Source organism: candidate division WOR-3 bacterium (genome assembly GCA_039801365.1).
GTDB lineage: Bacteria > Hydrothermota > Tepidihabitantia > Tepidihabitantales > Tepidihabitantaceae > JBDRUN01.
This window is the reverse complement of sequence record JBDRUN010000022.1, coordinates 1-18731: the sequence shown is the minus strand read 5'-3', so window position 1 is coordinate 18731 and position 18731 is coordinate 1. Positions and strand designations below refer to the sequence as shown.

Annotated in this window: 14 protein-coding genes and 1 tRNA gene; 10 read left to right on the top strand and 5 right to left on the bottom strand. The window is 57.1% G+C overall.

Going from position 1 to position 18731, the window contains the following annotated elements; all coding sequences use genetic code 11:
- Positions 1–78: 78 nt before the first annotated feature.
- Positions 79–3801 (bottom strand): T9SS type A sorting domain-containing protein, encoded by a 3723-nt coding sequence (locus ABIL25_04535; protein MEO0081545.1) that lies wholly within the window; start codon positions 3799–3801, stop codon positions 79–81.
- A gap of 204 nt (positions 3802–4005) precedes the next feature.
- Here ABIL25_04535 and ABIL25_04530 point away from each other — a divergent pair.
- The 7 genes from ABIL25_04530 to ABIL25_04500 all read left to right on the top strand — a co-directional run bounded on the left by ABIL25_04530 (position 4006) and on the right by ABIL25_04500 (position 11686).
- Positions 4006–4078, top strand: a tRNA-Phe gene (locus tag ABIL25_04530).
- A 90-nt stretch (positions 4079–4168) separates the two neighbouring features.
- Positions 4169–4426 carry a 30S ribosomal protein S20 gene (gene rpsT / locus ABIL25_04525; GenBank protein ID MEO0081544.1) on the top strand — a complete coding sequence of 86 codons (258 nt, stop codon included), beginning with the start codon at positions 4169–4171 and terminating at the stop codon, positions 4424–4426.
- Positions 4427–4448: 22 nt separating this feature from the next.
- Positions 4449–5468, top strand: coding sequence for a lysylphosphatidylglycerol synthase domain-containing protein (locus ABIL25_04520; GenBank protein MEO0081543.1), 1020 nt, complete (start codon positions 4449–4451; stop codon positions 5466–5468).
- A gap of 15 nt (positions 5469–5483) precedes the next feature.
- On the top strand, positions 5484–7970 hold the full coding sequence (locus ABIL25_04515) for a YfhO family protein (GenBank protein ID MEO0081542.1): 2487 nt from the start codon (positions 5484–5486) through the stop codon (positions 7968–7970).
- Between the two features lie 104 nt (positions 7971–8074).
- Complete coding sequence (locus ABIL25_04510) at positions 8075–9187, top strand: glycosyltransferase family 4 protein (protein MEO0081541.1); 1113 nt, start codon at positions 8075–8077, stop codon at positions 9185–9187.
- Between the two features lie 34 nt (positions 9188–9221).
- Positions 9222–10280 (top strand): hypothetical protein, encoded by a 1059-nt coding sequence (locus ABIL25_04505; protein ID MEO0081540.1) that lies wholly within the window; start codon positions 9222–9224, stop codon positions 10278–10280.
- A 2-nt stretch (positions 10281–10282) separates the two neighbouring features.
- Complete coding sequence (locus ABIL25_04500; protein ID MEO0081539.1) at positions 10283–11686, top strand: PorV/PorQ family protein; 1404 nt, start codon at positions 10283–10285, stop codon at positions 11684–11686.
- 103 nt (positions 11687–11789) lie between these two features.
- On the opposite strand, the gene ABIL25_04495 is transcribed toward ABIL25_04500, so the two are convergent.
- The gene (locus ABIL25_04495; protein MEO0081538.1) at positions 11790–11933 is read right to left on the bottom strand and encodes a hypothetical protein; all 144 of its coding nucleotides are present in this window, start codon (positions 11931–11933) and stop codon (positions 11790–11792) included.
- Positions 11934–12081: 148 nt separating this feature from the next.
- Here ABIL25_04495 and ABIL25_04490 point away from each other — a divergent pair, with 148 nt between their 5' ends.
- Together ABIL25_04490 and ABIL25_04485 are read left to right on the top strand one after the other, a co-directional pair.
- A complete protein-coding gene (locus ABIL25_04490) occupies positions 12082–14247 on the top strand; it encodes a 6-pyruvoyl-tetrahydropterin synthase-related protein (GenBank protein MEO0081537.1) in 2166 nt (721 codons plus the stop codon).
- Between the two features lie 70 nt (positions 14248–14317).
- The gene (locus ABIL25_04485) at positions 14318–15694 is read left to right on the top strand and encodes a sialidase family protein (protein MEO0081536.1); all 1377 of its coding nucleotides are present in this window, start codon (positions 14318–14320) and stop codon (positions 15692–15694) included.
- Between the two features lie 60 nt (positions 15695–15754).
- Here ABIL25_04485 and ABIL25_04480 read toward each other — a convergent pair whose 3' ends face one another.
- The 3 genes from ABIL25_04480 to ABIL25_04470 all read right to left on the bottom strand — a co-directional run bounded on the left by ABIL25_04480 (position 15755) and on the right by ABIL25_04470 (position 18253).
- Positions 15755–16237: a hypothetical protein gene (locus ABIL25_04480; protein ID MEO0081535.1), complete on the bottom strand. Its 483-nt coding sequence runs from the start codon at positions 16235–16237 to the stop codon at positions 15755–15757.
- Between the two features lie 90 nt (positions 16238–16327).
- Positions 16328–16810, bottom strand: a complete 483-nt coding sequence (locus ABIL25_04475) for an adenosine-specific kinase (GenBank protein MEO0081534.1) — start codon at positions 16808–16810, stop codon at positions 16328–16330.
- A gap of 6 nt (positions 16811–16816) precedes the next feature.
- Positions 16817–18253 carry a FlgD immunoglobulin-like domain containing protein gene (locus ABIL25_04470; GenBank protein MEO0081533.1) on the bottom strand — a complete coding sequence of 479 codons (1437 nt, stop codon included), beginning with the start codon at positions 18251–18253 and terminating at the stop codon, positions 16817–16819.
- A 154-nt stretch (positions 18254–18407) separates the two neighbouring features.
- Here ABIL25_04470 and ABIL25_04465 point away from each other — a divergent pair.
- The coding region (locus ABIL25_04465) for a hypothetical protein (protein MEO0081532.1) at positions 18408–18731 on the top strand (324 nt) is incomplete at its 3' end.

The window sequence follows — 18731 nt, the reverse complement described above, 5'->3', positions numbered from 1 at the left end:
AATCGGTCTTGCCACAAGGGAACAGCTACCACCAACCTCTGTCTGACTTGCTCGGCAGTGATGGCGCCCCTGGACTCCCTATTTCTGTATCACTAGCTTCTGGGTCTGGATAAGGCCGTTGGCGTCGAGCTTCACTAGGTACACGCCACTTGCGAGCTTACACAGGTCCAGTTCGACGCTGTGTGCACTGCGTCCCGCGCTATACGCCTTATGCAGGACCGACCGTCCGGCAATGTCGTAGATGGTCACCGAAACTGGCCCGGGCTTCGGGAGAAGGAGTCGCAGCGTCGTAGTACCCGAGACTACCGGGTTCGGGCTGATTCGCAGCGTTCTATTTGGGTGCAATGCTTGGAGGTCTTGAATTCCGGAACCGCCTAGCTTCGACGGTAAGCCATTGTCCGCAGGCGGCTCCACGTACCGGTAGAACTCAAGGGTCTTGTTACCTTTGAGTGCGAAGAATGCCCGTTCGGCAAGATACACTAGGTCTGCGCCCGAGCCGACGCGTTTCTTCTTGCCGGTTGAGCCCAGGACGGGCATGTCGGTCAGTCTTGTCCAAGAGAAGTCGGCAAGGTCGCAGCGATAGAATGCCACGGTACTGCCGCCCTTCAGGGCGAACAGTTTGCCGTCGTACAGCGCGCCGGCCGCACCGTCCTTGGACCGCTTTCTCTTCGCTCTGCCTCTTTCAATGTCTATGACCGGCATGCCCTTTACTGGGGCGTCATCCCAGGTCAAAGTCGTGAGGTCGAACTTGAACATGTAGTGGTTCGCACCATCGTTCTGCTTGGCTTGGTGGGCGTAGATCAGCTTGCGTGCGTCATCGTACACGAGGAACGAACCTCGGTCGTAGCGCTGCTTTACACGCCAGGGCACTTCCGGGAGCGACTCGTCCCACTTGCCGCTAACTGTGTTGTATCGGTAGAATTCGTTGTAGTAGCCTTTTAGAAGATAGATCCAGCCGGTGTCGCCATTTTGGACATACACCATGTCCTCGCCGCCCTTGACTTTCTTTTCGTAGGGTCCGAGTGGCACGTCTTCCAGCGGTTCCCATGTGTCGGTTGCGATGTCATAGCGCCAGAACCCCAAGGTGTTGTTGCCGTGCGTCAGGTAAACGGCGCTGACGCCATCAGACACACCGCGGGTACCCTTCGATGGTGGCTTCTCTCGACCATTGTACATGGCCGGTATCGGCTCGAGTTGTTGCCAAGTGCCGTTGATACCGGCAAACGGGTAGTACCGGTAGAAGTCAGTGGTCTTGTTGCCTTTGCCAGCATATATGACTCGATCACCTAATCCAGTGTCCGGGCCGATTGCAAGCCAGGCGCCGGACTTTGCCATTTCTGAGCTTGGTTCGGCCGGCATTGTGGCTGCTTCCCGCCAGCGCACGGGCCATGTCGGCGAAACCTTGAAAGTTTCATCACACCAGTCGTTCAGGTTTAGTTCATCTAATGCAAGCTCAGTTGAGCAGCGTACCTGAAATCTGCCGACCGGAGTTGCAATCCAGGGGCTAGTCTTGAACTCGATGTCGGCCCAAGTTCCTGCCTCAAGCAGCGGGACTTCCTCACGCCGATCATAGACCGGTATCGGACTGCCAATTTTCGTAATGACGCAACGTACGGAGAATGGACCTTCGGCTACGTTGCCATAGTTCTGGACCCTCATCTTCGGGTAGAGCCGGGTGTTTTCCGCAATTGTGCCAGTCGGTACCATCACCCGCGCGACACCGACATCCCGCAGCATGGGGACAACCGTAAAGTCGAGCGCCTTCTTGTTGTTTTCGGGTACAACGTCACCCGTGAGTTCGGTTGAACACCGTACAGAGAAGTCACCGACTGGACCCGCGACCCATGGTACATCCTTGAACTCGAAGTTCAGTGAGGCTCCCGGAGCCAAGCTCACCACTGATTCGCTGCGGTCATACACCGGTTCGGTGCTGCCCTTCTTAGTGATTATACATCGGACCTGAAACGGACCAACACCTACGTTGCCGTAGTTGTAGACCGTCATGCGTGGATACACGTTACCGCCCTCGACGACGACCGCCGAGGGTCGTGAGATTGCGGTCACTCCCACGTCACGGACTGCTGGTTTCACCACATTGCAACGAATGCCCCAGTCGGTCCAAGTCTGTCCGTTCTGACTGAACACACCAGACTCACGCTGCCACTGGGGCCACCAAGCCGGGCTGGACCTTTCCGCGTCAGTCGCCAATCCGGGACAGTTCGGGTAATTGCCGACTTGGTTGTACTCGATGTACCAGCGGTTCCCGGAATATGGAACTGAGACTGGCAGGGTGTAAGTGTTCCATGCTCCTCTTGTCCCGGTTAGCGTTCCGGAACTGCGCAACTCGGTGCCTGGCGCGCCGTTCGGACCGGAGTTGTCGCGGACTAGCACACGGTACTGAGTTCCACCCGGAACCGGCCAAGAAGCAGGGTGGAGTGCGACTTTGGTCGCGGTGATGTACACCTCACCCCAGTAGTTGGGAAACGCGTGCAGCCAGCCATTGCCACCAGAATTCCAGGCCCGTCCGGCCGGCGGATTGGCTGGATCCTTGATGTCGTCCCACCGGCACTCAAGAGAAAGACTAACGGGAAACACGCACACAACTTGATCATTTGCCGTGTTTTCATCGCCCTCCAGCAGCGTCGTAAAGTATGCGCGGTAGTCGTCCCCTGGAAGTGGCGACTCCCAGGCCGGAAAGTCCAGCCATCTGCTTGCAGCACGTGCTAGCGGGTCTGTTACCTCGAGTGTTTCATCGTAAACCTCGACCATCTCCTCATCCAGGATGAGACAGCGGACCTTGAAACCACTCTGGCTTGTGGTGCCGTAGTTGCGTACTTCGGCTCTCGGCTTGAAAGTCTCGGGAAACTCGCCAAAGTAGGTTGGTCGCTCAAAGGCGCTCACGCCTAAGTCCTTTGCATACCGCGCCACCCGAAGGCAGCGAACCACGTCGTTCGGCTCATTCTGGTCCAAGACAATCAGGTAGTCGCTTCCCCACATCTCGCACCCGCCGCCGTTCACTGAGGCGCCGGTGACTGGGAATGCTTTCCGGTTGGCCATTGTCGGCCAGTCGAAACGTACCAGCTTGTTAGGGTCGCCTTGAGTCTGGTTGTAAGACCACATATAGCCGTTTGCCCGGTCAATTGCAGCGCCAAAACCGGAATGTGTCGCCGGCAGAATATTCATCCATTTCCGCGGATTGTGAGGCGCATCTTGGCTAAACTTCACCACGGGGTCAGTCTGCTGCATCGTATACAGAGAATCGTTTTCATCGAGAGCCATTGTCCGCAGCTCGGAAGGTGCTGGCAAGGGCAAGGTCAGACGCGACTTCAGCGCTCGGGTCGAACCATCAATCACCAGAAGTTCCCGTTCGCCGGGGCCGGTTGCATATACTTCGTCCCGGCTCGCACTGTAGGCCATGTCCAGCATCCCCCAGCCGGTAGTGAACACCGGTTGGTTTAGGCGCGTAATCAAGGTGGGAGGCGTGTTGTTCAGGTTGTACACACTGATGACAGCAGGGTTACTGCCACCACCGCCACTTGTTACCCACAGTTCAGTACCTACGACGCACACGCCGACTGTGTAGGGCGCCTGGGGAAACCCGGTAATCGGCAGATTCCATACTTCTTCAAAAGGAATCTCATCGTCTGAGGGCTCTTGGCCGGCGTATCGTTCCATTTGGCCTGTCGTGACAACATCGCTGGCCACGCTGCCGGCAGGACCTCGTCTTAACGTTACTTCTGTTGGAGAGCCGGGAACTGCTGCTGCCAGCAGCGCCAGAAAAACGACGGTGAAGTTCTTCATTGCTCAGACCTCCAGGTCCGGAATACGTTGGCCTGCAGTCAGAGCGAGTCGTGCGAACCGGACCCTAAATCGCACGGCCCGTCAGCCGGAAATAACCTATGTCCAGCCACGCTCACACCAATATAGTCCTGGTACCCCGGCTGTCAACCGCATACAGCCCCAGTGATTGACAGCGTAAGGTTTTGTCATAGAATTGCCCCGTTGGCCGGGATAGCTCAGTTGGTAGAGCACGTGACTGAAAATCACGGAGTCCACAGTTCAATTCTGTGTCCCGGCACTGTAGATGAGGGACCGGGGGGCCATACGGTCAAGGGTTCAAGCAGAGACCCGGGCCTTGGTCCCTAGAGCCTATCTCCGAGGAGGACAGTTGGCGAAGAGGACGCGTTCAGGCCTGAAGCGCTCCCGGCAGAGCGCACGCCGTCGGTTACGCAACCGCGCCAGGAAACAGGCGCTCAAGAATGCCTTGAAAGAGTTTCGTGCGGCCCCGGACCGCGCCGCTGCTGAGAAGCTCGCAGTCAAACTCCAGTCGATCATCGACCGTTCCTGCCGGCACCACGTTATTCATCGTAATACCGCCCGGCGTCTGAAGTCTCGCCTTGCCCGGGAAATCGCCGAGAAGGCCTGACCCCGGGTGCGAATGGTCGGACGTGGCGGGCAAGTCCGACACCGGGAAATCTAGCCACGGTCAGTACCTGCCGACTTGGTTGAAGTTCGGTATTGGCGGTGCCATTGTCGTCGCCAGTTTCTATTTCCTCATTTCTCGACTTGTCGCTGACTGGCACCAGATTCCATTTGACCAGTTACGCTTTAGGCCCCTACCGCTGGCCGGCTCATTTGCGTTATTTATTCTCGTCCATCTACCGCTCTATGGCTACGCCTGGAAACTTGTCCTTGCTGGTCTCGGAGAGCGGATGTCATTCTTTAGGTCGAGTGCTATCATAGCCGTGACGCAACTCGGCAAGTACGTACCCGGAAAGGTGTGGTTCACTCTCGGTCGAGTGTCGCTTGCGAGCCGCGAGGGAATCCCGGTGGCGAAGAGTCTGGTGAGCATTCTGGTCGAGACCGGATTCGCCTTGCTTTCCGCGGTCCTGCTCTTTGGTCTGGCCGTGCTTTACGTGCCCCGTTCCGGCATGCCTTGGAGCGTGTACCTGCTGTTTCTCACGGTGCCGATGTGTCTGGTGGTTACTTACCCACCGATTCTCAACAGGGTTCTTGCGTTTCTTCTGCGTCGTTTCAGGCAACCGGTCTTCCGTCTGAGTTTTTCGTACCTTCGACTGCTCAGCGTGCTTGCGGTTTACACCGTGGATTGGGTAGTACAAGGCATTGGCGCGTTCCTGCTTATAAACTCATACTCGGTTTTGCCAGTCTCGGCGCTTCCTGCTTTGGTCGCGGGATACTCGGTATCTTGGATTCTCGGCTTCCTCTTCCTTCTTGCGCCTGCCGGGCTAGGTATCCGGGAAGGAATCTATACCTTCATCCTGGACAAGATGGTGCAGTTGGGCACCCGGGCCGGCGCCAGTACGGCATCCCTGCCACTTTCCATCGTATCCGCGCTTGTCACACGGGTGTGGATTACGGCTTCCGAGGCAGTACTAGCCCTTGCATTTGCTTCTTTTTTCAGTAGAACGAAAGGTGACAAGCAAAGAATAGATACAGACACACGCTGATAGGAGTATAGGACGATGCCCAGAAAGCGCTCTACTGAGAAGAAACGGTGTGACGTTCAGACCTCGAATTCATTCCGTGCTTGCGATACGACTAGCGTGTTCCGAATCTCTGAATCGTCCCTGCACCGGTCTGTAATCGTCGTCCTGTTTGTCCTGCCGTTCGTATTCTACTACAAGCACGCCTTCTCCGATCATATGCTCTTCGGAACTGACTGGCTTGGTGCAGGCAGCTTCCACTGGCGCAATTTCATGGCCCAGTACATTAGAACCCACGGCAACATTGCGCTGTGGTGGCCGGCGATACTGTCCGGGCAGCCTACCGTTGCCGGTTTCTTTGCCGACCTTTTCTATCCCACCACCATTTTTCGTCTGTTCCTGCCGGTCCACGTTGTCTGGACTTGGACATTCATCCTCCACATTTTCATTGCTGGACTTGGCACTTACTTGTTTCTCAAGGAACTGAAACTTGGAGTGATTCCATCGGCGCTCGCCGGGGTCGCCTACATGTTCTCTGGCAGTCTTATGACGCTGGCGTTTGCCGGCCACGACGGCCGGTTGATAGGCAGCGCGCTCATGCCGTTGGCTCTTTTCTTTCTCCAGCGGGGAATTGACCGCCGCCGGTTGCTTCAATTCCTCCTCTGCGGGCTTGTGGTCGCGCTCCAGCTATTCTCCGGCCACCTGCAGAAGGTGTACTACACTGGTCTCATTCTGCTTGCCTATTTCCTGTTCCAGTGGATAAGGTCCATCCGGCATGAACGCTCAACGGGAGTTGCGCTTCGACTTGCGCTCTACTTCGGTATCGGCATGGGATTCGGCCTGGCGCTCGCTGCCATCCAGTACCTTCCCGTGTTCGGTAACCTACCGTTTGCGGCCCGTGGCCACGAACGGGGTTATGAGTACGCAACATCCTGGTCAATGCCGATAATCGAGACTCTTGATCTCCTTACGCCGCGTTTCTCCGGGGGGCTTGAGCACTACTGGGGCGCGAACCCGTTCAAACTTCACTCTGAGTACTTGGGTATCCTGCCGCTCCTGTTTGCTGTAATCGCAGTGTTCCGTTGCTGGAAGAATCGCGTTGTGAAGTTCTTCACCTTCTCTTTCGCCTTCAGCCTGCTGATGGCCTGGGGTGGAGGTACTCCGTTCTACTATGTTCCTTACTACCTGTTGCCTGGAATCAGCAAGGTGCGCGGTCCCGCGATGATATTCTTTCTTGCCGGGTTCTCGGTCTGTGCTCTTGCCGCAATCGGTGTCCATCACCTATTGCAAACAATTCGTACCGAAAAACAGAAGTTTCCCCGGAGCCTCATGGTTGGCGCAGCTGTCCCGATCATTCTGCTGCTTGTCTTTGCTGTTGCTCGGGAGCCAGTGACGGCGCTGCTGCGGCCAGCACCACAGAAACTGGCCGCGTTTGAGGCCAACTATTCCGCAGTGGTCACCGGTTTTCTACTAGCATCGGTTATTGCCTCGATCGGAATACTACTTTGCTGGCTGTTGCTGCGCCGCCGTGTCCGGCCCGAGCTGTTCGCCATACTTTCCGCTGCAGTCATGACTTTCGACATCAGCGTCGCGCTGAATTTATGGGATGGTTCTAAAGGTTACATTCGAAGCGCCCCGCCGCCGACCAAGTACTACGCAGCAGATTCAGTTGTAGCCTTTCTCAGTAGTGACACCTCAAGATTCCGGGTGCTACCGATGCACTACGAGCGGTCTGAGGACGGTATCCTTGCGTACCACGGCATCCAGAGTGTGGCTGGACAACTGCCAAATCCATTGCAGACCTACCAGGATTTCATCGGCGCTGGCTCCAGCGTGATGTTTCAGACCGGGAACCTTGTTTACCACAACTTCACCGACCTTCTGAACGTGAAATACATTATTTCGTACACTCTGCCTGAGGACGCGTCACGGTATGACCCGGGAGCTAGGCGCACCATTGAACAGCTTCGCGCGTACTTCAGCGATCCACGGTTCGAACCTGTGTTCGTCACCGGTCGCTACACCGTGTATCGCAACAAGAACGTGCTGCCGCGCACGTTCATTGCACCAGGTTATGAAGTTATGCCGGATAAAGATGCGGTCTTTGCTCGGTTGATGCAGGATGGGTTTGACCCGTCGCGTACGTGCCTGTTGTACGATACACCGGGGTTTCTAGCCTCGACTGATACATTCGCGATGGGTATGGCCGACATCATTGAGTACGATGCGAATGCGATCGCCGTCCGTGCGGTCACCGCAGTTCCCGGATTGCTTGTCCTGTCCGAGAACTTTCACCCGGACTGGAAAGCATACTTGGACGGCCGGAGGGTTCCGGTGCTTCGAGCCTATCACACGCTACGGGCAGTAGCGTTGCCGCCAGGCGAGCACGAGGTGATATTCAAGATTGAGTCCCGCGACTATCGATACGGTTCACTCATCTCCCTTGCCGCTCTTGCATTCTTTGTTGGTGCGGTCGTCGTCACCGTTGCCACACGTAGGGGGAAAGAGACCATTATATGCAGATGAACGTCAGCAGCCAGAAAGACGGGGAAGAAAATGGGGCTGTTCCAACACCAGGTGTTGAACTTCGCTTGGTCATCAGTCATCGGTGATTCGACATTGGTCAGTTCATGAAGATCGTTTTCCACGCTGTGTACTACCTGCCTGAATACGGCGGGATGGAAAGTCACATTCAGAGCCTGGCTGAGGAGTTACACAAGCGCGGCCACGAGGTGCACATCCTTTGTGGCCGTTCGCTGCCCGGTCTTACCGAGTACGAACTCATCAACGGCATCCACGTCCATCGGACAACTTGGTTCGGCCGTAACCCAGTTGGCTGGTTTCTCTACACCGGTTTTTCTGCGCTACGACTGCTTCGGCTGACCCGCGACGCCGACATTGTTCACGGCGAGAGTTTCACCTCCGGCTGGCCGTGTGGGTTGGTCAAGCTGTTCCAGCGTAAGCCTACGCTCGTTACCATTCACGAAACCAGGTTCCAGAAGTTTGCTCGCAATCCCCTGCTGCGGCCAGGACTTCGTCTGCTTTTTGTTGGCGTTGACCACATCTTTGCCAACAGCCTGCCGCAAGCTAAGGCAGTATCGTCACTCACCGACCCAACCAAGGTTGAGCCCTACGTCAACGCTTGCGATACAGAAATCTTCCGCCGGGTTGCGCCTGCAATTACGAATCCGGGTAAGAAGGTCATAATCTGTTCAGCCCGACTTGTTCCTAAGAAGGGGGTGCGCTACGCTATCGAGGCGATGCCCTTTGTCTTGAAGCAGTACCCGGCTCACCTATACATTATTGGGGAAGGAGTGCTTCGCGCGGAACTCGAGCAGTTCACCAGAGCCTGCGGTCTCTCCGACCACGTAACTTTCCTCGGTCGCAGACCCAACAATGAAATGCCGGCCTACTGGAGCTCAGGGGATGTTGCAGTCATCCCCTCATTCTATGAGGAGACCTCCATCGCGGCACTTGAGGCCATGGCTTGTGAGACTCCGCTTGCGGCCTCCAATATCGGCGGCCTGCCCCAGCTGATCGAAGACCGGGTCACTGGACGACTCTTCGAACCCGGCAATGCTCAGGACATTGCTGAGAAAATCCTCTGGCTACTTGCCCAAGACCGTGCGGAGCTGGGCAGGCGTGCCCGCGAGCGGGTGGTCGAGAAATGGGACGTCCGAGTGCTGACAAACCGGCACCTGGTAGTCTACGAGACACTTCTTGCCAAGTGTACCATTCATTGACACCTGGGCATCGCAGCAATATACTCGCCTGTTCATGTATGGTTGCATGATCGCCTCGACTACGCTTGCTGGTCTCTTACTGGCGGCAAGTCCAGGTCAGGTTGTCGCTCCGACTGATTCCCTCGCCCACGACGTCGGCGCCTTCAACATCCTCGAGCCAGGTCCAATTGTTGCTGCCGGCGTCTGGGTCCAGCCCCGGGTTGAAGTAACCAACTACGGCACCCAAACTGAGCGGTACTTTGACGTCCGGTTCCGAATTGGGGACCTATACAACGAGACCCAAACCATTGCATCGATTGGTCCAGGTTCAGTTGTCACGGTTCACTTTCCGCCCTGGAATGCGATACCGGGGTCCTATACTGCAAAGTGCTCGACGATGCTGACTACTGATTCTAACCCGGGAAATGACGCAGTAGAGCTTTCTTTCGCGGTCCTGCGTACTCTGCGTCTCCACGTCGGATATGACCAGTCTGCGCCGATGCCTCCTGACACGACCCGGGACTTTCTCTTCTATGCTGAACTCGAGAGTGACACCGCTGCATTTGTTAGTTTGGACAGAGTCACCGTGCCGACCGGCTGGGATGCCTGGTTGTACGATTCCACTGGGCGGCATCCGATTACCGAGCTAGGCCGGCTCCGGCCGAACCAACGTAAGTTTTTCAACGTGCGGATTCGATCGCCGTTCAGTTATCAGATTGGCGCAACTGCGCCCGAACCGGTGGCGGTCGTTGTACGAGCGTTCTGTTCTAGTGATACCGGCGTTGTCGGCGAGGCACTGCTCAAGCTGACACCGTCGCCGGTTGTATTCGACGTTCACAACTTCCCGAATCCAGTGCTTGACTATACCACGTTTCAGGTTGACATTCCGGCCGACGGCGTTGCCACCTTGGCAGTTTACAATCGTGCGGGCGAGCGGATTGCTACAATCCTCGACCGCGCTGAGCTTGTCGCCGGGTTCCACTTCATCCCATGGCGCGTAGAGAACGAATACGGCGAACTAGTTGCGCCCGGGACCTATCAGTATCTCTTAGAGTACTCATCCCGCGGCCGGACATCGTGGCTGACTAAGAGGCTTGTTGTTACCGCTGAGTAGCCATGAACGTCATCTTCTTCTTGTGCACCGTTTCCGTGCTATACTGGGGTCGGGTTGGTACATCCACCATGCCGTTGCTTCGGGTCGGTCAGGGCGTGAGAGCGGCAGCCATGGGAGAAGCATATGCCGGGCTGGCAGACGATGTCAGCGCACTCTACTGGAATCCGGCGGGGCTGGCCGGTGTACGAGGGTTCAACTTTGCATTCTCGCACCACGAGTGGTTTGCCGGCATTAGGGACGAGGTTGCGCACACCTCAATTCCGGTAGGCCCGGGAAGCATCGGTCTCGGGCTCCTGTACAGTGGTGAGCCTGGTATCGAGAGCTGGAGTGAAAATAACGAGCCGCTTCCGGAATTCAATGTTTGGGATGCGATTGCTACCCTGGGTTACGGCATGAGGTCAGGGCGGAACATGCGCTTCGGTCTTGCGGCCAAGGGTGTTTTTCAGAGTCTCTACGGGCAGGACGCGTATGGTGGTGCGGCGGACTTGGGATTTGCAGGTCGGCTGGGGGAATGGTTCAGCATCGGTCTTGCGGCGCGCAATTTTGGCACCGCCTATCGTTCAGGCAAATGGGAGATGTTGCCGGCCGAGGCCGACGTCGGTGCCAGCTATTCATCAAAAAGCCTTACCACTTCCGCTGACATCGTGTGGCCGCTTGATAACAGCTTGAATTTCCGGGTCGGATTTGAATACGTCGTGCTTGAACGTTTGGCAGTACGTGTCGGGTACCGCACCGGCCCGGTTGACGTACAGACACTGGGCTATGAAAGTGGTCTGACTGCAGGCCTTGGTGTGACGCTCGGTGACTTCGGCCTTGACTACTGTTTCGCACCATATGGCAAGCTTGGTATGACACACCGGATCGGTATCAGACTGCGTGCTCAGCGCCGGAACCCGGGCATTGTTAGGATCAGAGTAGTTGACATGCGGACGATGGAACCGCTGTGGGCGACTGTTACTTTGAGTGGCGTGGTACAGATGAGTTCCGGAACTAATCGCCACGGCGTGCTGCTGCTGACCGACATTCCGACTGGTGACCTCATTATCCATACCAGCTATCAGGGATACAAGGACCGGTACGACACCTTGACTGTGGTAGGCGGATCAGAGCAGCGCGCAACTATCGGGCTCACTGTCCTCGACTACGGTGGCATCTGGGCTGTTCTGTTCGATGCTGATACCAGGAAGACAATCGGCGGTACCGTCTCTTACCGTGGTCCAGTTTATGGTGAGGAACAGGTTGATCCTAAGCTCGGCAGTTTCGCACTGAAGAACGTTCCGGTTGGCACCTACGTACTCGAGGCTTTCGGTCCTGATCCGAGCTATGCCCCGCAGACCTGCACTCTTGAGGTCTCCAAGGGTCTTGTGGCTGAGAAAGAGTTCTATTTGAGCAGACGCGGCAGGTAGTCAAGAAAAATCCAGGCTGAGAATCAGACGCTAAGCGCAGATAGACATGGTCGACTAGCGATTGCTAAATTGTACGCAACACGTCCAGTTCAGTCAGACCGCGTTAGCCCTCAGACTCTGACACGGCACAGTCCATGCTGAAGCCGCTCTTGAGCTCGTTGTCGTAGTTCTCCGCATTTCCCCGACCCCGGCCGTCGTGAAACCAGATAATATCCTTAGGCGGCCGCTCGCAATCATTCGTCGGCATCACTTGGTGACAGCGGGTATCCTCGAACCGGTCCGGCCAAGGATTCCACTAACGATGGACGAGGCGTTGCCTTCCTCGATCAATCTATATTGGGACTAGGGAGGTGCTTTGCTGTTTGACAGGAAAGGCGGACAGGCTATATTGGCGCGTGCCGGCAGAGTCGAAGCAGAGGTCAGGAGCGGAAAGGCCGGAACAGGTCGCTGCCGTTGTGGTACTTACGCTGGTTGCGCTCGTTTCCTGCTGGCAGTTCGTTGCACCGGGCCATCCGACCACGGTTGACGCCTGGCCCCACCTCGTGCGTACCAGCATCGTCGCCGATGCACTCAGACATGGGTTCCAGCCTTTCTGGTCATTCATGTTCTACTCCGGGTATCCGCATCTGCGTTTCTACAGCCCGCTGTTCTATTTCCTGACTGGGCCAGTAGCGGCAGCAAGCAGCGCGCTGTTCGGAGTGCAGGTGGTTCTCCTGGTGCTGCATCTTCTGTCCATTCTTGGGATGTACCTGTACCTACGCTCGGCGTTCGACCCGACTGCGGCTGCGCTTGGTGCCTTGGTCTATGCGCTTGTGCCGTGGCGGGTCCGGCACATCACTTCGCTGGCCAACTACCCGCAGGCGGTGCTATACGTTGTGCTGCCGTTTGGATTCATGGTCGCACGCAGGCTTGTGCGTCGCCCCGGGCCGCAATCGGCCGCGGTGCTCGGGCTCATGGCTGGTGTCGCGGTGATGGCTCACTTCGTGTATGCGGCCGCGGTGCTGGTCATTGTTGCCGCGTACCTGCTGATTGTTGAGAGACAAAGTCGTGCCGGGTCGGTGCTTCGGCATAGTCTTGTGGCCGCCGGGCTGGCTGCCGGGCTGTCTGCTTCTCTGCTCGTGCCTTTCTTCGTCGAGTACAAGACCCACGTGTACCCGAGTCTGAAGTTCGCAGTTTCCGGACCTGACCCGCTGGTCTGCCTTGGGTTTGTCTCCCGTTCTGGCGGCTTTGTCGGCGGGTATCTCGGGCTCAGCAACGTCGGTCTGGCGTTCTGCGGACTGGCGGCACTCCTGTCTCGCAGGAATACCAGAAGGCTCGGCTGGCTTGCCTTGGCCGGCATTGTGTCCGCTGTCGGGCTGGCGTTTGTCGGCCCGAGGCTGGGAAGTGGTGCGCTGACTACGGGTTTCGGACTCCTGCCGGAGAGGTGGTTCGCGTTGCTTGTGTTCTTCTTTGGCATTCTCGCCGCTGCTGCGGCGGACTTCGTGCGCGTCAGGCTGTCTGAACCGAACTGGATGCGGGTCGGGCTGCTCGCACTCTTGGCCGGACTCGTGCTTGCAGACTGCCTGCGGTTTCAGTTCCCGGTTCAGAGAGTTTCAACACAGGAGATGCTCGCAGGCAGGGAGGAACAGTATCGCACGGTCGCGCGGCAGCATCCGACCAAGGTTCTGGACGTATGCGTGCCCAACGACGTGATTGACGACGTGGCTCGCAATTCCGTGTACCCGGCAATGGGGTTTCTATATGGCGGGTTGCCGACCCCGTTGGGGCCGCACTACCATCAATTTGCGCCGCGGTCAATGGCCTACGTGCTGCCATTGGTGAACTTGATTGCCGGAGATTTGGGCAATCCTGAGATCGGTGTCATCAGCCCGGCTTCGGTCAAGGCCGCTGCGCTTCTTGGAGTCAGCCATCTGCTCTTGCTCCCTCGGCAGTATGTCATCGAGACTGAACGAGGTGATGAGGAGGCGTTCCTTCTGAAGTCAGGCATTGAATGGGACCAGTCGTCTTTAAGTGCCGGATTGTCGATAGCATCCGGTGCGACAGGGTCAGGACTGGTCCTAGTGGCAAGCGCGGTCAGGCCAATGTCAGCAGAACGACTGGTCCCGAACCGGTCGTTCTACGTTGCCGACGACTGGAAGATGTTGCTTGACACGCTACGCGTCGAACCCGAAGCCAACCGCCTGAACTTCATTCCCTTGAGTGCGGCTGGTCGGGCCGAGGAACTGCCCGGTTTGCCGGCTGTGGTCGTCCTTAGTACGGAGATGAGCCACCAAGTCGTGCGACTCGACGTCGTGACTTCGTGCGACTGCTATTTGAGACTTGCGCTCAGCTACTATCCCGAACTGCGGGTCCGGCTGAACAGTAAAGTCGTACCTTTTCAGGAGACCAAGGACCACTTCATTGTCATTCGCTGCCCAGATGGCAGGCATCGAATCGAGGTCAGTTCGCCGCTCACACCGCTGCGGCAGGGGACCATTCTTGTGAGCATCGTATCGCTGCTCGGTACGCTCGTCATGATATTACTTCCCTTCCGAAGCCGGATTGCGGCTGGCCGGGACTGATATTGACTCAGGCCGGACCTAACCTAGAATCGGATTCCAGGGCAGAGAACCGCGACGCATTCGGACGCCTATGTGCAAGTATCTGTTGACCGCAGTCCTTATGATTGCCGGTACCCTTGAGGCGACGTGGGAGCCGGACTTCAGGCTTACTTCGAGTCTGTCCGGGCAAGGGCCGTGTACGTTCTCGATGCGCTGGCTTGCCGCGGCCGGAGACAACGTTCACGTTATCTGGGGTGACAGACGGGACTTTAACCTTGATGTCTATTACAAGCGTTCGACTAACGGCGGTGCTACCTGGAGAAATGACGTCAATCTGGCCGACACGAGTGCAACTTCAGAGTGGCCGACCATCGCTGCGACCGGCGCGAACGTCTATGCCGCGTGGACCGATGACCGGGCAGGCAACGACGAGATATTCTTCAGGAGGTCCACCAACAGCGGCGCATCTTGGAGCAGTGCGGTCCGGTTGACATTCAACGATTCCATTTCTTACTCACCGACGCTCGCCTGCTGGGGAGAGTACGTGTATCTACTGTGGGTGGATGGCAGAATGAGGAGTGAGTACCAGGTGTTCTTCAAGATTTCGTCAGACCGGGGGCAGACATGGACTCAGGACAAAGAGCTGTCAGAGTCAGGTAAAGCGCTATATCCGACAATCGCGGTCTGGGATTCGATGGTGCACGCGGCCTGGGTTGACGAGCGCGAGGTGTCCTACAAAGTCTACTACAAGCATTCATTCGACCGGGGTGTCACTTGGTCTTCGGACATGGCGCTGTCGAGCCGGGTTGGGGTCTTTCCGAGTATTAGCGTGTGTGGAATGGGCGTGCACGTAGTCTGGACCAGTATTGAAGGCGAGGTGATGTACCGCGGTTCGGCCGACGGTGGCAGAACGTGGGGGCCAGAAGTTCAGCTTTCTCAGCCTAACTTTGGCTCGTCGTCGCCGACGGTGTACGCGAGCGGACAACTGGTGCACGTAGCCTGGCAGGAAGACTGGTACGCACCCCAGTCCGAAATAGCCTACCGGCTTTCCCGCGACTACGGTAACACCTGGCGCGGCGAGGAGAGGTTGACCTATGCTGATGGTGCTTCATACCTGCCTTCGCTGACTGCAGAGGGCGAAAGAGTCCATCTGGTATGGATGGACTGCCGGCATGGAACCACGGCCGAAGCTTACTACAAGCGCAACCCGGACGGAAATGTTCCAGCGATTGAGGAACGCGAACCGGTGGGTCGAGAAGTTCACATGCTCATGCTTGTTCCCAACCCGTCCGCGGGCCCGGCCCAGTCACCCGGCCGTGAGGAGGAAGTGTTTACCGTGTTTGATGTGAGCGGCCGGCGGGTCGGCCGGTACTATGGCCGGGCGATAGGCAACGGGCTTGAGCCTGGGGTGTACATTGTGCACGGACAGGAATCAGGAGAGGCTGCCCGGTTCGTCAAACTACGCTAGCGGCCGTCGGTCCGCGTTCTGCCATCACTACTGTACCAGAACTCGGTCGCCGTCGCAGGGCTACTTCAGTGACTGCCGGATCGCCGCCGTCAGGGCGTCGGGCGCGTCTGTGCCGATGCGGTATCTTCTGCTGTTCTTCATTTCTAGTTCCACCGCCTGAAGTCCGGAAACGTTGTAGAGCATACCTCGGGGAATCAGACGAATTCCCCATCCGTAGTACCAGCGATTCGTCACTGCTCGGCAGGAACTGATTTCTTTCAGGAGAAACTGTCGGCGGATGAGACCAGGGCCGAACTTCACAACGATACGGTCTTGATATACGGTAACGGTGAGCGTAGCGAACAGGCCTGCGCAGACCGTGAGTACAATCAGGGTAACAAGTGCAACCCAGTTGAACCCGGCAATGGCGGTGAGTCCGACGATGAGAACAACCGCACCGGCGAGGGAGAAGACAGTCAGGTAACCGAACTGCGTGTGGTGGTACCTGGCATGTTCCCTTGCCTCAGTAACGCTATTCGCTGAGAACTTCGAAGCCGAGTTCATTGGCCGTCGGATTCGGGCGTTCTCGATTGGGTATCAGACGCTGACGTCCGGCTGAGTACCCGGCGTCGGGAGCAAGTGAAGGAAATCAGGCTATTGCTTATAGCCAATTCGGCGCAGGAACTCCTTGCGCTGCACGATGTCTTTTTCGCCCTCAACGCCTTTGGGCTTCTCGCCGTCAATGACGCCGAGGACCCCGCGGCCACTTCCGTCGTCCGCGATTACGACTCTCACCGGGTTAGCTGTGGCGCAGAAGACCGAGCATACTTCGGGGACGGACTTGACAGCGTTGAGTACATTTATTGGGAAGCAACCGCGCATGAGGATAATGAAGCTGTGGCCGGCAGCAATGGCCTGGGCGTTCTTCACCGCCAAGGCTTCAAGTTCTGAGTCCGTGCCGGTGTGGCGGACAAGGCACGGGCCAGATGCTTCGCAGAACGCGAGTCCGAACTTTGCAGCCGGCACCCCGGTGACCATTGTTTCGTACAGGTCCTCGACCGACTTGATAAAATGAGTCTGGCCAAGGATGATGTTCACATCATCCGGTTTGTCAAGCGCAACGGTTAGAAGTTCCATCCGGTTCTAGCGGTTGAAGAGCAGCTTGCCGGTTTCAGCATAACCCTTGGCCCGGACTTGGTACACATACGCGCCGGACGGTAGCGACGCACCCTTGTAATCGGTACCATCCCAAGACGCGAGGAGCGTTCCGTGGTCGAAGGTCATAGGCAGTCTGCGGACAAGCACGCCAGCGGCGTCGTAGATGCTGACCTCGGCGCGGTCTGTCCCGTATCGGGCCAGGCTGAACTGAACCGTGTTGCGGAACGGGTTGGGTGAAACCTCGAGCCGACAGTCTCCTGGCCGGAGCTGGTTCTGACCAGTCATGCCGACCGCGGTGACGTTGAACCGGATAGATGCGCTTTCGGGCGCGCAGACCGGCCAGGTAGTCCAGAAGTCAATGTTCTGGTTCACCGAGAACGTGTCCTTTGCCCAGATGAAGTACTCGACCTGGGCCGGTGGGGTGACTTCAGGTATCGTGAAGCAGTAGCGGCCACTGGTTGAGGAGTCCGGGGCCTTGGCATACCATGTTCCCTGGTTTACGCGGTAGAACAGCGACTCGGCGCCGACTGCCTGGTTGTCGGCGATGTTAGCCCAGACCTTGAATGGACCAGCATAGGTCGTGTCCGGCCAGACCCGTACGTTCGAGAACGTGGGCGGTATCAGGTCCCAGCCCGGGATTTGCAGATTGCTCATCGAGAAGAAGTTTTCAACAACGAGGAAGTTGTGGGCCGCGCCGTTCTGACTCATGGCCGCGGCCACGCCGTTACCACCGGCAAAGTGCCCAGGCACAAGCCACTCGTAAATCCAGCGCGTGTCCAGATTGCCCATATTGTCTGAGAACACCATGTAGTCGCGGATGACAAGACAAGGCCAATAGTACTCGCCCGACATCGGAATCTTCACCTTGCCCTTGGACACAATTTTCTTCTGATGTTGCTCGTTGAACACAATGAAGACGCCGGGGAACAGTTCGTACCGCCACTGCCAGGATGTGTTCCAGCTTGCGGTGTGATAGGTAGGGGTAGCGTATGTATAGCCGTCTGGCCGGTAGTTGCCGATGAACCGGTACTCGCCTTGGGTGAAGTCAATGCCGTCACAGTATAGACCGAACTGGTTCTTGTAGAAGAAGACCCACTGGTTCGTATTGTTGCCCAAGGTGTCCATCTCGCAGACCTGCGGGTCTGGAGGGTCGAGCTTCATCGAGTCAAGGGCCGGAGGTCGGCACTCGGTTGGAGCGCGCAGCCCGAGTCTGGTCCAGAGTCCGCCTGGGTACTGGGTCAGGTCCCACCACTCCTTAGTGGTGTCGAATGCCGGCCAGAAGAACATGCTGGAGTTCTGGCTGTAGCGACCGTACGTGTTGATTACTAGCGGGATTTCATGACTCTCGATGATAATGTTGTGCGCCGAAGACAAGGCGGCCAGCGCGAGCACAAAAGCAAGACCAACAAGGGTTCTTGACATGCTACCTCCTGGTCAGAAGCACTTTGATTCTAGACCCAACTCCATGTCTGTCAAGCTGCCGCGTTGCCTCACCAAAAATGTACTCGAAGCTACCCCGTTGCCTCACGTAAGAAAAGTACTCGAAACAGGAGGCATAATCTGACCAGCCCTTACCATGAAAGGAGTTGGTCAGATGGCACTGACTATGCGTGAAAAACAGGCTGTAACGAAAGAACTGGCCCGTCGGTATGCCCGAGCTAATAGGAGCACCAAAACGGTAATCATCAACCAGGTGACAGAACTTACCGGATACAACCGGTCCTACGCCACACGGCTGCTCCGGGCCTATAACCGCCGGGTGGTGTTACCGCAGGCTGACCGTCCACCCCTGGTGCTGAGCGCAGCCACATATGGCTGCCGACGGGTTCGGGCACGACCCAGAGTCTACGACGAGCAGGTTCTGACTGCACTCAAGAACATCTGGGAAATTGAGGACTAC

Excerpts from the sequence above, each read along its gene's own strand:
- ABIL25_04535 (MEO0081545.1), bottom strand. The coding sequence starts at position 3,801 with ATGAAGAACTTCACCGTCGTTTTTCTGGCGCTGCTGGCAGCAGCAGTT.
- ABIL25_04515 (MEO0081542.1), top strand. The coding sequence starts at position 5,484 with ATGCCCAGAAAGCGCTCTACTGAGAAGAAACGGTGTGACGTTCAGACC.
- ABIL25_04510 (MEO0081541.1), top strand. The coding sequence starts at position 8,075 with ATGAAGATCGTTTTCCACGCTGTGTACTACCTGCCTGAATACGGCGGG.
- ABIL25_04505 (MEO0081540.1), top strand. The coding sequence starts at position 9,222 with ATGTATGGTTGCATGATCGCCTCGACTACGCTTGCTGGTCTCTTACTG.
- ABIL25_04500 (MEO0081539.1), top strand. The coding sequence starts at position 10,283 with ATGAACGTCATCTTCTTCTTGTGCACCGTTTCCGTGCTATACTGGGGT.
- ABIL25_04495 (MEO0081538.1), bottom strand. The coding sequence starts at position 11,933 with ATGCCGACGAATGATTGCGAGCGGCCGCCTAAGGATATTATCTGGTTT.
- ABIL25_04485 (MEO0081536.1), top strand. The coding sequence starts at position 14,318 with ATGTGCAAGTATCTGTTGACCGCAGTCCTTATGATTGCCGGTACCCTT.
- ABIL25_04480 (MEO0081535.1), bottom strand. The coding sequence starts at position 16,237 with ATGAACTCGGCTTCGAAGTTCTCAGCGAATAGCGTTACTGAGGCAAGG.
- ABIL25_04475 (MEO0081534.1), bottom strand. The coding sequence starts at position 16,810 with ATGGAACTTCTAACCGTTGCGCTTGACAAACCGGATGATGTGAACATC.
- ABIL25_04470 (MEO0081533.1), bottom strand. The coding sequence starts at position 18,253 with ATGTCAAGAACCCTTGTTGGTCTTGCTTTTGTGCTCGCGCTGGCCGCC.